The sequence below is a fragment of the Enterococcus sp. DIV2467a genome (assembly GCF_050532945.1).
In the GTDB taxonomy this organism is placed as follows: domain Bacteria; phylum Bacillota; class Bacilli; order Lactobacillales; family Enterococcaceae; genus Enterococcus; species Enterococcus faecalis.
Map to the genome: position 1 here is coordinate 576,413 of NZ_CP172896.1, position 13,588 is coordinate 590,000.

Sequence of the window (13,588 nt, forward strand, 5' to 3'; positions counted from 1 at the left end):
CCAATGAAAAAAGTTTTAACGATTATCGCATTTGTTTTCTTAGGCATTTTAGCCGTTATTACGTTATTTCCATTTGTCTATATGATTTTAGCCGGTTTAATGAGTTACTCTGAAGCGACCAGCATGCCGCCAACCATGTTTCCAAAACAACCACAATGGCAAAACTACACAGAGGTCTTTCAAAAAGCACCCTTTCTTCGGTATTTCTTGAACACAGTCTTTGTTTCAGGCGTTACAACGATTGCTACGGTAGTCACCGCCGTTTTAGCTTCATTCGCGTTAACGAGTTTGAAGTTCCGTTTTAAAAATGTGGTCATTGCTTTGATGATTTCGTTGTTAATGGTTCCATATGAATCTATTATCTTTACCAATTATCAAACGATTGCGCAATTAGGTTTGTTAAATACTTACAGCGCCTTAATTATTCCATTTTTAACTAGTATTTTTTATATTTACTATTTAAACGGGTATTTAAAAGGTATTCCTGATACTTTTTACAAGGCTGCCAAGATTGATGGCGCTAGTGATTTAGAATATATTTGGCGTATTTTAGTACCAATGTCAAAACCAGCGTTAGTAACAGTAGGGATTTTAACATTCATTTCTAGTTGGAATTCTTTCTTGTGGCCATTGTTGGTGACGAACGAGAAAAAATACCGTCTATTGAATAATGGACTATCGGCCTTTGCGACAGAGAGCGGTAGTGACGTACATTTACAAATGGCTGCTGCAACATTAACCGTTATTCCAATTTTAATTATTTACTTGATTTTCAGAAAAGAAATTATCAGAGGAGTTGCAAAAAATGGAATCAAAGGCTAAAACAACTGTGACTTTTCACAGTGGCATTTTAACAATTGGAGGAACCGTGATTGAAGTGGCGTATAAAGATGCCCACATCTTCTTTGATTTTGGTACAGAATTTCGACCAGAATTAGATTTGCCCGATGATCACATTGAAACCTTAATTAATAATCGTTTAGTGCCAGAATTAAAAGACTTATATGATCCACGTTTAGGTTATGAATATCATGGTGCAGAAGACAAAGAGTATCAACACACCGCTGTTTTCTTATCTCATGCCCATTTAGATCATTCACGCATGATTAATTATTTAGACCCAGCTGTTCCGTTGTACACCCTAAAAGAAACGAAAATGATTCTAAATAGTTTAAATCGAAAAGGTGATTTTTTGATTCCATCACCGTTTGAAGAAAAGAATTTTACCCGAGAAATGATTGGTCTTAATAAAAACGATGTGATTAAAGTTGGCGAAATTTCAGTGGAAATCGTGCCTGTTGATCATGATGCGTACGGTGCTTCGGCATTACTGATTCGCACGCCTGACCATTTCATCACATACACAGGTGATTTGCGCTTACATGGCCATAATCGTGAAGAGACTTTAGCTTTTTGTGAAAAAGCCAAACATACTGAATTATTAATGATGGAAGGCGTAAGCATTAGCTTCCCAGAACGTGAACCAGATCCAGCCCAAATAGCGGTTGTCAGTGAAGAAGATCTTGTTCAGCACTTGGTTCGTTTAGAACTAGAAAACCCGAATCGACAAATTACCTTTAATGGTTATCCAGCAAACGTGGAACGTTTTGCTAAAATTATTGAAAAGTCACCACGTACAGTCGTTTTAGAAGCAAATATGGCTGCGTTGTTACTTGAAGTATTTGGAATAGAAGTTCGTTATTATTATGCTGAATCTGGTAAAATACCAGAATTGAATCCAGCGTTAGAAATCCCGTATGACACGTTACTAAAGGACAAAACAGACTATTTGTGGCAAGTTGTGAACCAGTTTGACAACCTCCAAGAAGGTAGTTTATACATTCACAGTGATGCCCAACCGTTAGGGGACTTTGATCCACAGTATCGCGTGTTTTTAGATTTGTTGGCTAAAAAAGACATTACTTTTGTCCGCTTAGCTTGTTCAGGACATGCAATTCCAGAAGATCTGGATAAAATTATTGCATTGATTGAACCTCAAGTATTGGTTCCAATCCATACGTTAAAACCAGAAAAACTGGAAAACCCGTATGGTGAAAGAATATTGCCAGAACGTGGCGAGCAAATTGTTTTATAAATTTTTTTAAGGGAGAGAAAAAAATGAAGTTCAAAACTCTAGCAACAACAGTGTTAGCAACCGCAGCTATTTTCGCATTGGGGGCTTGTGGTAACGGTAATGGGGCCAAAGAATCAAACGATATTGTGAAAGAAGTGAAGGAAGATACGACAATCACTTTCTGGCATGCAATGAATGGGGTTCAAGAAGAAGCGTTAACAAAATTAACGAAAGACTTCATGAAAGAAAATCCAAAAATTAAAGTGGAATTACAAAATCAATCTGCTTACCCTGATTTACAAGCCAAAATCAATTCGACTTTAACTTCACCAAAAGATTTACCAACAATTACGCAAGCGTACCCAGGCTGGTTATGGAATGCTGCACAAGATGAAATGTTAGTGGACTTAAAACCATATATGGATGATGACACAATCGGCTGGAAAGATGCAGAGCCAATTCGTGAAGTATTGTTAGACGGCGCCAAAATCGACGGCAAACAATACGGCATTCCATTTAATAAATCGACAGAAATGTTATTCTATAATGCTGATTTGTTGAAAGAATATGGTGTTGAAGTACCGAAAACATTAGAGGAATTAAAAGAAGCTTCTAAAACAATTTACGAAAAATCCAACAAAGAAGTCGTTGGTGCTGGTTTTGACTCGTTAAATAACTATTACGCAATTGGAATGAAAAACAAAGGCGTTGATTTTAATAAAGACTTAGATTTAACAAGCAAAGATTCACAAGAAGTCGTGGACTATTACCGTGATGGTATCGAAGCAGGTTACTTCCGCACAGCTGGTTCAGATAAATATTTATCTGGCCCATTTGCAAACAAAAAGGTAGCAATGTTTGTCGGTAGTATTGCTGGTGCTGGTTTTGTTCAAAAAGATGCTGAAGCTGGTGGCTATGAATACGGTGTTGCACCACGTCCTGAAAAAATCAACTTACAACAAGGAACAGATATTTATATGTTCGATAGTGCTACGCCAGAACAACGGACAGCGGCATTTGAATTCATGAAATTCTTAGCTACTCCTGATTCACAATTGTACTGGGCACAACAAACAGGTTATATGCCAATTTTAGAATCTGTTTTACACAGTGATGAGTACAAAAATTCTAAGACAACCAAAGTACCTGCACAACTTGAAAACGCAGTAAAAGATTTATTCGCTATCCCAGTAGAAGAAAATGCTGATTCAGCCTATAATGAAATGCGGACAATTATGGAAAGTATTTTTGCTTCATCAAATAAAGACACGAAAAAATTATTGAAAGATGCAACATCACAATTTGAACAAGCATGGAACCAATAATCAATAAATAAACAGACGTGGGAGGTTGGGATCTGAGTCGTTATGGCTCGTGTTCTAACCTTCCTGTTCTTTTGGGCGGAAGAAGGAGAGAAACAAAATGCAAATAAAAATTTTAGCAACAAGTGATATGCATGGGTACATTATGCCAACAAGTTATAGTGAAAAAAAGATGGATTTGCCTTTTGGAACCGCAAAAGCAGCAACCATGCTGAAAAAGTTACGGGCGTCTGCCAAAGGACCAGTTTTTCAAATTGAAAATGGGGATTTTATTCAAGGTTCGCCGCTTAGTTACTACGTAAGAAAAGCAGAAACACATTCAGTGGAAGCCATCACTAAGATCATTAATCAAATGGATTATGATGTTAGCATTTTAGGTAACCACGAATTTAATTACGGATTAGATTATTTAAAGGAAACGATTGCCAGTTATCAACAGCCAGTTTTAGCTGCCAATATCCTTGGTAAAGATGGACAACCTTATTTCGGTCAGCCGTATGTCATCATAGAAAAACAAGGGATTAAAGTAGCCATCCTTGGCGTGACGACTCAATATATTCCTCATTGGGAACAGCCGGCAACAGTCAAAGATTTAACGTTTAAAAGTGTCGTTGAAACAGCGGCAGAATACGTGCCAAAACTGCGGGAAGAAGCGGATCTAGTTGTTGTCGCTTACCATGGCGGTTTTGAAAAAGATTTAGAAACAGGGGAACCCACGGAATTACTAACAGGAGAAAATGAAGGCTACGATTTATTGGAAAAAGTTCCTGGGATTGATGCCTTAGTCACTGGTCACCAACATCGAGAAATTGCTACAAAACTGAATGGAATACCTGTGATTCAACCAGGTTTTCGAGGAGCTTTTGTTGGAGAAATTACTTTAGAAATTGAACCTATGGCTAAAGGCTATCGCGTTATTGGAAGTGACGCAGCTATTCATCCTGTTGGAAACGAACAACCAGATGCAGAAATTTTAGCTTTGACAACAGCGTTACATGACGAGGTAGAAGAGTGGCTTGACCAACCAGTGGGAAATGTGGAAGGGGATATGACGATTCAAAATCCGAATGCCGTACGCCTCAAAGAACATCCATATATAGAATTTATTAATAACGTCCAAATGGCTTCAAGCGGAACGGATATTTCAGGGACTGCACTTTTTAACAATGAAGGCAAAGGGTTTAATAACCAAATTACGATGCGCGATATCATTACCAACTATATTTATCCAAATACTTTGGCTGTATTGCGTGTCACTGGACAAGACCTCCGTGAAGCGTTAGAACAAAGCGCTACTTATTTTGTGTTAGAAAAAGGCCAACCAATTTTTAACCCGAAATATGTCGATCCAAAACCACAATACTATAATTATGATATGTATGAAGGCATTGAGTATACGCTTGATTTAAGACAACCGTTTGGTGAAAGAGTAACGAAACTTAATTATCATGGCAAAGCAGTGCAAGCAGAAGATGTTTTGGAAATCGTGACAAATCAATACCGAGCAGTCGGTGGCGGAAACTATCAAATGTTCCAACCTGAAAAAATTATTCGAGAAATTCAAATTGACATGACGGAACTGATTGCAGAATATTTGAAAAAACATCCAATCATTCAAGCGTCGACAAATGATAACTTCAAGGTTATCTGGTAAAAAATAGCAAAAAAAAGCCTTCAACCATGCAATTACTTGAAAGATGGTTGAAGGCCTTTTTTGAGTTAATAGCCTTTTTTTAAGGAAACTTGGTTTTTGACGAGGGTCTGATCCGTTACAAATTGATTTAAGTTTGGAATAAAAATCGCCAGTAATTTTGATTTGAACTTCGGTGTCATGCCAGAAATATGAGGTGTTAATAAAACATTCTGCATCTCCCATAAAGGGCTATCTTCGGGAAGAGGTTCTTCTTCAAAGACATCTAAGGCAGCAAAAGCAATGGTTTTATTGTTTAAGGCAGTTATCAAATCGTTCGTTGCTACTGAGGCGCCTCGACCAACATTTACGAAAATTGTTTCAGGAGCCATTTTTTCAAAAAGTGCCTGATTGTATAAATGTTTTGTTGTTTCAGTCAAAGGAAGAATGTTCACAACAATGGACATTTCATGGATAATTTTACTCATATTCTTCTGTGAATAGCATTCAATGAAGCCTTCCGTCACATGTCCAGAGGTATTCACGCCATAAACTTGAAGATTTAAACCTTTAGCAAATTTAGCTAATTGTTGTCCGATTTGCCCGGTGCCTACGATTAACATTTTTTGCCCAGAAAGTTGTTGATAGGAAGGGGCTGTTTGATTCCATGTGTGTTGCATTTGTTGTTGGATACTTTCTTGCAGTCCGCGGGTATGTGCTAATAAAACGCCTAAAACATGTTCTGAGATAGAAACACTATGGATTCCGCTACCATTAGACAACAGAATGCCTTTTTCTCTTAATTTATCAAAATCCATATAATCAGCACCAGCAGAAATGAGCTGAATCCATTTTAGGTGACTAGTATCAGAGGCTAATAAACGCGGACCAATTTCTTTATGCCAGCCTAACATAATTTCGATTGCCTCTTCTTCAGCAGAGGATAAATGATCGGTAGATGTTTTAACTAGATAATTGGGCGCCACAGCTTTCACTTGTTCCAGTTGTTCTTCATTGAATACTTCATTTAAATAAATAATTGGTTGGTTCATCTTTCTTCCTCCTAGCACTTTTTATTGTATCAAAAATAAATTTAAAAGAGAAAAAGAAAGGCTTTTCAGTAAAGCAGAAAGCCAAGGACAAAAATCCGATTTAGATTTTTGTCCTTGGCTTAAAAACTGCTAAAGTCCAGTGCTAACCTTATTTAGGTACGCCGTTTTCAAATAAACTTGTACTATGAACTGGTTGACGTCGAGCATCGGGCCGTAAGTAATGTAAAGCATTATTTACGGCAGTAGGTGCCTCACCAAAGCCTGTAGCGATTAATTTCACTTTTCCCTCATAGGAACAGATATCCCCTACAGCGTATACACCAGGAATGTTAGTTGACATATCGGAATGAACATTAATAGCATTTCTAGAAACGTCTAATCCCCATTCTTTGAGGTGTGTTAAAGAAGAAGTGAAGCCATAATTGATAATTAAATCATCCAGAGGGAGATCCAATGTTTGGTCACCTTTTGTCTCCGTTAATTGGATGCCTGTGAACGTTTCATTTTCCTTTAAAATATCACTAATGATATAAGGAGTTCTGATAGAAACGCTAGATTTTTCCAGTTGTTCCACGCTATGTTCGTGGCCGCGAAATTGTGGGCGACGATGGATAATAGATACTTCTTCTGCAACGTTTTCTAGCATTAAAGCCCAGTCAATTGCAGAATCGCCGCCACCAGCAATCGCAACTTTTTTGCCAGCGAATTTTTTCATGTCAGTCACATAATAATGGATTGACTGACCTTCAAAGGCTTCAACATTTTCGATAGCTAAACGTCGAGGTTGGAAAGCGCCGTTACCAATCGCAAAGATAACCGTTTTAGAATAATGTGTGCCTTTAGTTGTGTCTAAGCGCAGAAGACCATCTGCTTCCTGTGCAAGGTGTGTGACCTCTTCTTCCAAACAAACATCGTGCTGAAATGGCTGCATCTGTTTTTCCAAATTGGCAATTAACTCACCGGCTTTAATAGCAGGGGATCCAGGAATATCATAAATATATTTTTCGGGATACAGCATTGTTAGCTGACCACCTAATTGCGGCAGGCTATCAATGATTTTCGTTTTTGCTTTACGAATTCCCGCATAAAAAGCGGCAAATAATCCAACAGGACCGCCGCCGATAATCGTTAAATCATAAATATCTTTTTCATCAGACATTTGAAAATTCCTCCTAATTCATTTAGGGTTGAGACAACTATTGATCGTTTTGCGAACACTTCACAAAATAGCACGGCTTTTCGAAAAAAGCAAGTTTGGCTAACGAATCAAAGTATTCTTTAATCATTGGAAAAAGATCATAGCAATTTTCAGCATTTTTCGATATGATGGAACTATAAAATAATTATCTAGGAGGACATTCTCATGTCACAATTTCCACAATTAGATTTAGAAAATGCTAAAGGCCCAAAAGCGGTCATTAAAACAAACCGAGGCGACATCACTGTTCAATTATTCCCAGAACAAGCGCCTAAAACGGTTAAAAATTTTGTTGAATTAGCGAAAAAGGGCTACTATGATGGCGTTATTTTCCATCGTGTGATTCCTGATTTTATGATTCAAGGCGGTGACCCAACCGGAACAGGAATGGGCGGCGAAAGTATTTATGGAGAAGCATTTGAGGATGAATTTTCTCGGGATGTTTTCAATTTGCGCGGCGCATTGTCAATGGCAAATGCTGGTCCTAACACAAATGGCAGCCAATTCTTTGTTGTTACTAATCAAAATGTTCCAGCTCAAATGATGAGTCAGTTAGAAGACGCTGGTTTTCCAGAAGAAATTATTGAAGCTTACAAACAAGGCGGAACACCTTGGTTAGACTTCCGTCATACTGTTTTTGGTCATGTTGTTGATGGTATGGATGTAGTGGATGAAATTGGTGGAGTCCAACGGGATGCCCAAGACCGTCCAACATTTGACGTCGTGATGGACACAGTTGAAATCATTGGTGAATAAGTTTAACCAATTGAAAAAGAGAGTACCAACGAGGGACAAATTCGTTGGTACTCTTTATTTTTTTCTTAAAACGACTAACTTTTTTTTAAAAGCATCCAAATCTCTTCTTTTAATGAAGTCTTTATAGGATACTGAGTTAAAGAATAGAAGGAGAGGAAGCAAATTTGTTAGAAAAATACAGATATCCAATGGCCTTGGCTTTGTTTGCAGTAATACTCCCATTTATAGGAACGTTTTTTACGTATGTAGATCAGCAAGGAATCGTTCATGAACCAGGATTTTATACAATCATAATTGGAGAAATTTTACTTCTATTTTCAGGTATCTGGTTCGTCAGAGTTTATTTAACTAAACGCAAAAGAAAGAATTAAAAACAGCTGTCCTAAAAACTAGGACAGCTGTTTTTAATTAAAGGCTTTTTTGATACGTAAAAGGCCTTCTTCGAGAGTTTCTTTTGAACAAGCTAAGTTTAAACGCATGTGTTGAGAACCTTGGGGACCAAAACTAATTCCTGGATTTAAAACCACTTTCCCCTTATGAATTAAGGTATCGCGAAGTTCTCGATCCGTTAGTGAATAAGAACTAAAGTCTAACCATAAAAGATAGGTTCCTTCAGGCTCCATTACACGAACGCTAGGCAGCTCTTCACGGAAAAAGGAAAGGGCAAAATCAATATTTTCTTTTAAATAATCCAGTAACGCCGTTAGCCATTCTTCACCTGTTTGATAGGCAGCTGCCGTTCCAACGTAGCCAAAAGTATTGATGCCGCCTTGATGATTTTTGTCTTGTAAAGATACGAAAGATTGCCGTAGTTTTTCATTAGGAATGAACAGCATTGAATTTTTAATCCCCGCTAAATTAAAGGTTTTGGTTGCCGCTGTTAAGGTAACAGTGAATTCCTTAAATGCTTCATCAGCGACAGTGAAGGAAGTGAAGGTATGCGGTTTGAAAATCAAATCCTGATGAATTTCATCGCTAACCACAGTTACTTGGTGTTTTTGGCATAAACGGCCAATTGCTAGCAATTCTTCTTTTGTCCAAACACGTCCACCAGGATTATGGGGATTACAAAAAAGTAACAGTTTCACCTTTTCTTCGATTATCTGTTGTTCCATTTTAACCAAATCAACTTCATAATGTCCGTTAACTTCTAGTAAAGAATGGCGCACAAGTCTACGCTCATTTTGTTTTACCACATCTGCAAAAGGGGGGTAGACTGGATCACAAATCATGACAGAATCAGCAGGTGCTGTATACGCTTGAACGGCTGTGGCCAAACTGGGTACCACGCCACTATTAAACAAAATTTCTTCTTTTTCAACAATCAATTGATGGTGTTGCCGTTGCCAATCTTGAATTGCTTGATACAGTTCATTAGGTGCCACCGCATATCCTAGAATGCCCTGTTCAATAACTTGTGACAAGGCATCAAGAATAGGCTGATGTACTTTGAAATCCATATCAGCAACCCATAAAGGTAGTAAATCTTTTTCGTGGTAACTCGTTTCAACGGTGTCCCATTTAACACAATTTGTGTGGCGACGATCAATGGTTTCATTAAAATTAAACATAAGATAACTCCTTTTCTTCTATATAAAGTCTTACTTCCTATAGTATAGTAGATTTTGCTTAAAAGATGAAACAATAGTTTTAACAACTAGGGAAGAAATAATGCACAAACGTTGAAAAAATGCTATTATTTTAAATGAGTAGAAACGGAAAAAGAAATTTATCGTATGAAAAGAGGAAATTTGATGAAGTACAAAATTGGTATGGTACTTTCTGGCACAATTACCGGACTTCAACCATATGGCGCATTTGTTTCTTTAGACGAAGAAACACAAGGACTGATTCATGTTTCGGAAGTACAAGCTGGCTTTACCAAAAATATCCATGGACTCTTAACCGTTGGACAAAAAGTAACCGTTCAAGTTATTGATGTTGATGAATATTCTCAAAAGATTAGCTTATCTTTACGGACCCTTGAAGACAAAGTTCATTCAGTGAACCATCGACGTAAAAAATATTTTACGGATAAGAATAAAAAAATTGGCTTTGCAACCTTAGACAAAGAACTTCCAGAATGGATTGATGAAGCAATGGATAAGTTGCTTGAAAAATAATTCTGTATTTTTTCAGAAAGTGTGTTACAATTTCTTTTGTTAGTGAATCTAAAAATTAATTGAGGTGGATGTCGTGTCTAACAAAAAAGTCGCTGGAACAATCATACTGAACTTAAACGATGGTAGTAAAAAATTTTTGATGCATCCAATAGGTGAAGCGATTGAGTTTGCGATGGCAAAAGTTTCTGATGAGATGACGGGTTTAGCTAGTATGCTACAATGGTTCAAAGAAGAGGTTCAATTGGACGTTACTTCAATTAGCTTAGTAGAATTAACTAACGCGCATATCAATAAAGAAAATGTTCCGCTGTTTGTCTTCGAGATGGATGAACAAGCACTTAAAAATGAAATGGATAAAGACTATACATGGGTAGCACCTGCAGAATTAAAAACGATTTGGTCAAAATATCATATTGAAGGTGTCCCAATGTTTTAAACAAAAAAGAAAGAATCTGTCGATAATCGAACAGATTCTTTCTTTTTTATGTTGGACGTAAAAAAAGTTAATCGAACTATTTCAAATATATGATTCAAATTGTTCGATTTTTAGCAAGGAATTAAACTGTTTTGATAGACAATTAGGATTTAAAAAGTTTAAAAACGAAATAATTGAAAAGAATGAAAACAGATTGAAAACTTCTTTTAATTTTTTTGAAAAAAAGTGTTGACCAAACATCAAAATCTTGATATATTATTACATGTCGCAAGGCGAGTCACACAGCTGAGCGATTCAGAAATCAATAATTAAATAACAATTCTTGATTTCAAATCTCTCGAAAAAAGTTTGAAAAAACAACAAAAAAGTTGTTGACAAATAACAAACGAGATGATAAGATATAGAAGTTGTCACAACAGACAACAACAACCGAGCAAAACAACTTAAAAGAACTTTTTTCAAAAAGTTCTTGACATTCAAACGAAAGTTTGTTATGATATAAAAGTTGCTGCGAGGTAACGTAGACCTTTGAAAACTGAACAAAGAATAGACGAACCAAATGTGTAGGGCGTCTTGATTCAATTCAAGACAACAAACATTTTTAACAAGCAAGCAATATGCTAGCAAACAAATTGAGCTTAACAATCGTAAGATTGTTCTAACTTTTATTATGAGAGTTTGATCCTGGCTCAGGACGAACGCTGGCGGCGTGCCTAATACATGCAAGTCGAACGCTTCTTTCCTCCCGAGTGCTTGCACTCAATTGGAAAGAGGAGTGGCGGACGGGTGAGTAACACGTGGGTAACCTACCCATCAGAGGGGGATAACACTTGGAAACAGGTGCTAATACCGCATAACAGTTTATGCCGCATGGCATAAGAGTGAAAGGCGCTTTCGGGTGTCGCTGATGGATGGACCCGCGGTGCATTAGCTAGTTGGTGAGGTAACGGCTCACCAAGGCCACGATGCATAGCCGACCTGAGAGGGTGATCGGCCACACTGGGACTGAGACACGGCCCAGACTCCTACGGGAGGCAGCAGTAGGGAATCTTCGGCAATGGACGAAAGTCTGACCGAGCAACGCCGCGTGAGTGAAGAAGGTTTTCGGATCGTAAAACTCTGTTGTTAGAGAAGAACAAGGACGTTAGTAACTGAACGTCCCCTGACGGTATCTAACCAGAAAGCCACGGCTAACTACGTGCCAGCAGCCGCGGTAATACGTAGGTGGCAAGCGTTGTCCGGATTTATTGGGCGTAAAGCGAGCGCAGGCGGTTTCTTAAGTCTGATGTGAAAGCCCCCGGCTCAACCGGGGAGGGTCATTGGAAACTGGGAGACTTGAGTGCAGAAGAGGAGAGTGGAATTCCATGTGTAGCGGTGAAATGCGTAGATATATGGAGGAACACCAGTGGCGAAGGCGGCTCTCTGGTCTGTAACTGACGCTGAGGCTCGAAAGCGTGGGGAGCAAACAGGATTAGATACCCTGGTAGTCCACGCCGTAAACGATGAGTGCTAAGTGTTGGAGGGTTTCCGCCCTTCAGTGCTGCAGCAAACGCATTAAGCACTCCGCCTGGGGAGTACGACCGCAAGGTTGAAACTCAAAGGAATTGACGGGGGCCCGCACAAGCGGTGGAGCATGTGGTTTAATTCGAAGCAACGCGAAGAACCTTACCAGGTCTTGACATCCTTTGACCACTCTAGAGATAGAGCTTTCCCTTCGGGGACAAAGTGACAGGTGGTGCATGGTTGTCGTCAGCTCGTGTCGTGAGATGTTGGGTTAAGTCCCGCAACGAGCGCAACCCTTATTGTTAGTTGCCATCATTTAGTTGGGCACTCTAGCGAGACTGCCGGTGACAAACCGGAGGAAGGTGGGGATGACGTCAAATCATCATGCCCCTTATGACCTGGGCTACACACGTGCTACAATGGGAAGTACAACGAGTCGCTAGACCGCGAGGTCATGCAAATCTCTTAAAGCTTCTCTCAGTTCGGATTGCAGGCTGCAACTCGCCTGCATGAAGCCGGAATCGCTAGTAATCGCGGATCAGCACGCCGCGGTGAATACGTTCCCGGGCCTTGTACACACCGCCCGTCACACCACGAGAGTTTGTAACACCCGAAGTCGGTGAGGTAACCTTTTTGGAGCCAGCCGCCTAAGGTGGGATAGATGATTGGGGTGAAGTCGTAACAAGGTAGCCGTATCGGAAGGTGCGGCTGGATCACCTCCTTTCTAAGGAATATTACGGAAATACACATTTCGTCTTTACTTTGTTCAGTTTTGAGAGGTCTACTCTCAATCAAATAAATTCGGGGCCTTAGCTCAGCTGGGAGAGCGCCTGCTTTGCACGCAGGAGGTCAGCGGTTCGATCCCGCTAGGCTCCATTGATAGCTTTTGCTATCAGATTCGTTCATTGAAAACTGGATATTGAAGTAAAAAGAATCAAAACAAACCGAGAACACCGCGTTGAATGAGTTTTTTAATAAGTTCAATTGCTTATTTATTGATTAACCTTCTATCGCTAGAAGAAGTGATCAAGACCCAACCGTAAGGTTGATAAGGTTAAGTGAATAAGGGCGCACGGTGGATGCCTTGGCACTAGGAGCCGATGAAGGACGGGACTAACACCGATATGCTTTGGGGAGCTGTAAGTAAGCTATGATCCAGAGATTTCCGAATGGGGGAACCCAATATCTTTTATAGGATATTACTTTTCAGTGAATACATAGCTGATTAGAGGTAGACGCAGAGAACTGAAACATCTTAGTACCTGCAGGAAGAGAAAGAAAATTCGATTCCCTGAGTAGCGGCGAGCGAAACGGGAAGAGCCCAAACCAACAAGCTTGCTTGTTGGGGTTGTAGGACTCCAATATGGTAGTCTGTTAGTATAGTTGAAGGATTTGGAAAATTCCGCTAAAGAGGGTGAAAGCCCCGTAGACGAAATGCTAACAACACCTAGGAGGATCCTGAGTACGGCGGAACACGAGAAATTCCGTCGGAAT

General features: G+C 39.2%; 11 protein-coding genes, 1 tRNA gene, 2 rRNA genes and 1 pseudogene (1 of these 15 only partly in view). 12 read left to right on the forward strand and 3 right to left on the reverse strand.

Going from position 1 to position 13,588, the window contains the following annotated elements; all coding sequences use genetic code 11:
* Positions 1-3 precede the first annotated feature (3 nt).
* From IGL80_RS02685 to IGL80_RS02700, 4 genes are all read left to right on the forward strand, one after another.
* Positions 4-822 carry a carbohydrate ABC transporter permease gene (locus IGL80_RS02685; RefSeq protein WP_002355144.1) on the forward strand — a complete coding sequence of 273 codons (819 nt, stop codon included), beginning with the start codon at positions 4-6 and terminating at the stop codon, positions 820-822.
* Entirely contained in the window at positions 806-2,095 is a 1,290-nt protein-coding gene (locus IGL80_RS02690) for an MBL fold metallo-hydrolase (RefSeq protein WP_002359171.1), read from the forward strand. The genes IGL80_RS02685 and IGL80_RS02690 overlap by 17 nt, the downstream gene beginning before the upstream one ends.
* Positions 2,096-2,118: 23 nt before the next feature.
* Positions 2,119-3,399 carry an extracellular solute-binding protein gene (locus tag IGL80_RS02695; protein ID WP_002359172.1) on the forward strand — a complete coding sequence of 427 codons (1,281 nt, stop codon included), beginning with the start codon at positions 2,119-2,121 and terminating at the stop codon, positions 3,397-3,399.
* Positions 3,400-3,496: 97 nt separating this feature from the next.
* Positions 3,497-5,050 carry a bifunctional metallophosphatase/5'-nucleotidase gene (locus IGL80_RS02700; RefSeq protein ID WP_002359173.1) on the forward strand — a complete coding sequence of 518 codons (1,554 nt, stop codon included), beginning with the start codon at positions 3,497-3,499 and terminating at the stop codon, positions 5,048-5,050.
* Positions 5,051-5,115: 65 nt separating this feature from the next.
* Here IGL80_RS02700 and IGL80_RS02705 read toward each other — a convergent pair whose 3' ends face one another.
* Together IGL80_RS02705 and IGL80_RS02710 are read right to left on the reverse strand one after the other, a co-directional pair.
* Positions 5,116-6,078, reverse strand: a complete 963-nt coding sequence (locus tag IGL80_RS02705; protein ID WP_002355148.1) for a phosphoglycerate dehydrogenase — start codon at positions 6,076-6,078, stop codon at positions 5,116-5,118.
* A 148-nt stretch (positions 6,079-6,226) separates the two neighbouring features.
* On the reverse strand, positions 6,227-7,237 hold the full coding sequence (locus IGL80_RS02710) for an NAD(P)/FAD-dependent oxidoreductase (protein WP_002359174.1): 1,011 nt from the start codon (positions 7,235-7,237) through the stop codon (positions 6,227-6,229).
* Between the two features lie 204 nt (positions 7,238-7,441).
* Between IGL80_RS02710 and IGL80_RS02715 the strand changes: the two genes are divergently transcribed.
* Both IGL80_RS02715 and IGL80_RS02720 read left to right on the forward strand, forming a co-directional pair.
* Positions 7,442-8,032, forward strand: coding sequence for a peptidylprolyl isomerase (locus IGL80_RS02715; protein WP_002355150.1), 591 nt, complete (start codon positions 7,442-7,444; stop codon positions 8,030-8,032).
* A gap of 164 nt (positions 8,033-8,196) precedes the next feature.
* Complete coding sequence (locus tag IGL80_RS02720; protein WP_002359175.1) at positions 8,197-8,403, forward strand: DUF3955 domain-containing protein; 207 nt, start codon at positions 8,197-8,199, stop codon at positions 8,401-8,403.
* A 33-nt stretch (positions 8,404-8,436) separates the two neighbouring features.
* Here the strand turns inward: IGL80_RS02720 and IGL80_RS02725 are convergent, their stop codons facing one another.
* Complete coding sequence (locus IGL80_RS02725) at positions 8,437-9,603, reverse strand: MalY/PatB family protein (protein ID WP_002355155.1); 1,167 nt, start codon at positions 9,601-9,603, stop codon at positions 8,437-8,439.
* A 183-nt stretch (positions 9,604-9,786) separates the two neighbouring features.
* On the opposite strand from IGL80_RS02725, the gene IGL80_RS02730 reads away from it, so the two are divergent.
* The 6 genes and pseudogenes from IGL80_RS02730 to IGL80_RS02755 form a co-directional block, all read left to right on the forward strand.
* Positions 9,787-10,155 (forward strand): CvfD/Ygs/GSP13 family RNA-binding post-transcriptional regulator, encoded by a 369-nt coding sequence (locus IGL80_RS02730; protein ID WP_002365178.1) that lies wholly within the window; start codon positions 9,787-9,789, stop codon positions 10,153-10,155.
* A 64-nt stretch (positions 10,156-10,219) separates the two neighbouring features.
* On the forward strand, positions 10,220-10,591 hold the full coding sequence (locus IGL80_RS02735) for a hypothetical protein (protein WP_002385270.1): 372 nt from the start codon (positions 10,220-10,222) through the stop codon (positions 10,589-10,591).
* Positions 10,575-10,823: pseudogene (locus IGL80_RS02740) on the forward strand (hypothetical protein). The gene IGL80_RS02735 and the pseudogene IGL80_RS02740 overlap by 17 nt, the downstream one beginning before the upstream one ends.
* A 434-nt stretch (positions 10,824-11,257) precedes the next feature.
* Positions 11,258-12,818: ribosomal RNA gene (locus tag IGL80_RS02745) — 16S ribosomal RNA — on the forward strand.
* 79 nt (positions 12,819-12,897) lie between these two features.
* Positions 12,898-12,970, forward strand: a tRNA-Ala gene (locus IGL80_RS02750).
* A gap of 176 nt (positions 12,971-13,146) precedes the next feature.
* Positions 13,147-13,588, forward strand: a 23S ribosomal RNA gene (locus IGL80_RS02755); it runs 2,471 nt beyond the window's last position.
* The 16S and 23S rRNA genes sit together here with 1 tRNA gene alongside, the layout of an rRNA operon.

Excerpts from the sequence above, each read along its gene's own strand:
- IGL80_RS02685 (WP_002355144.1), top strand. The coding sequence starts at position 4 with ATGAAAAAAGTTTTAACGATTATCGCATTTGTTTTCTTAGGCATTTTA.
- IGL80_RS02690 (WP_002359171.1), top strand. The coding sequence starts at position 806 with ATGGAATCAAAGGCTAAAACAACTGTGACTTTTCACAGTGGCATTTTA.
- IGL80_RS02695 (WP_002359172.1), top strand. The coding sequence starts at position 2,119 with ATGAAGTTCAAAACTCTAGCAACAACAGTGTTAGCAACCGCAGCTATT.
- IGL80_RS02700 (WP_002359173.1), top strand. The coding sequence starts at position 3,497 with ATGCAAATAAAAATTTTAGCAACAAGTGATATGCATGGGTACATTATG.
- IGL80_RS02705 (WP_002355148.1), bottom strand. The coding sequence starts at position 6,078 with ATGAACCAACCAATTATTTATTTAAATGAAGTATTCAATGAAGAACAA.
- IGL80_RS02710 (WP_002359174.1), bottom strand. The coding sequence starts at position 7,237 with ATGTCTGATGAAAAAGATATTTATGATTTAACGATTATCGGCGGCGGT.
- IGL80_RS02715 (WP_002355150.1), top strand. The coding sequence starts at position 7,442 with ATGTCACAATTTCCACAATTAGATTTAGAAAATGCTAAAGGCCCAAAA.
- IGL80_RS02725 (WP_002355155.1), bottom strand. The coding sequence starts at position 9,603 with ATGTTTAATTTTAATGAAACCATTGATCGTCGCCACACAAATTGTGTT.
- IGL80_RS02730 (WP_002365178.1), top strand. The coding sequence starts at position 9,787 with ATGAAGTACAAAATTGGTATGGTACTTTCTGGCACAATTACCGGACTT.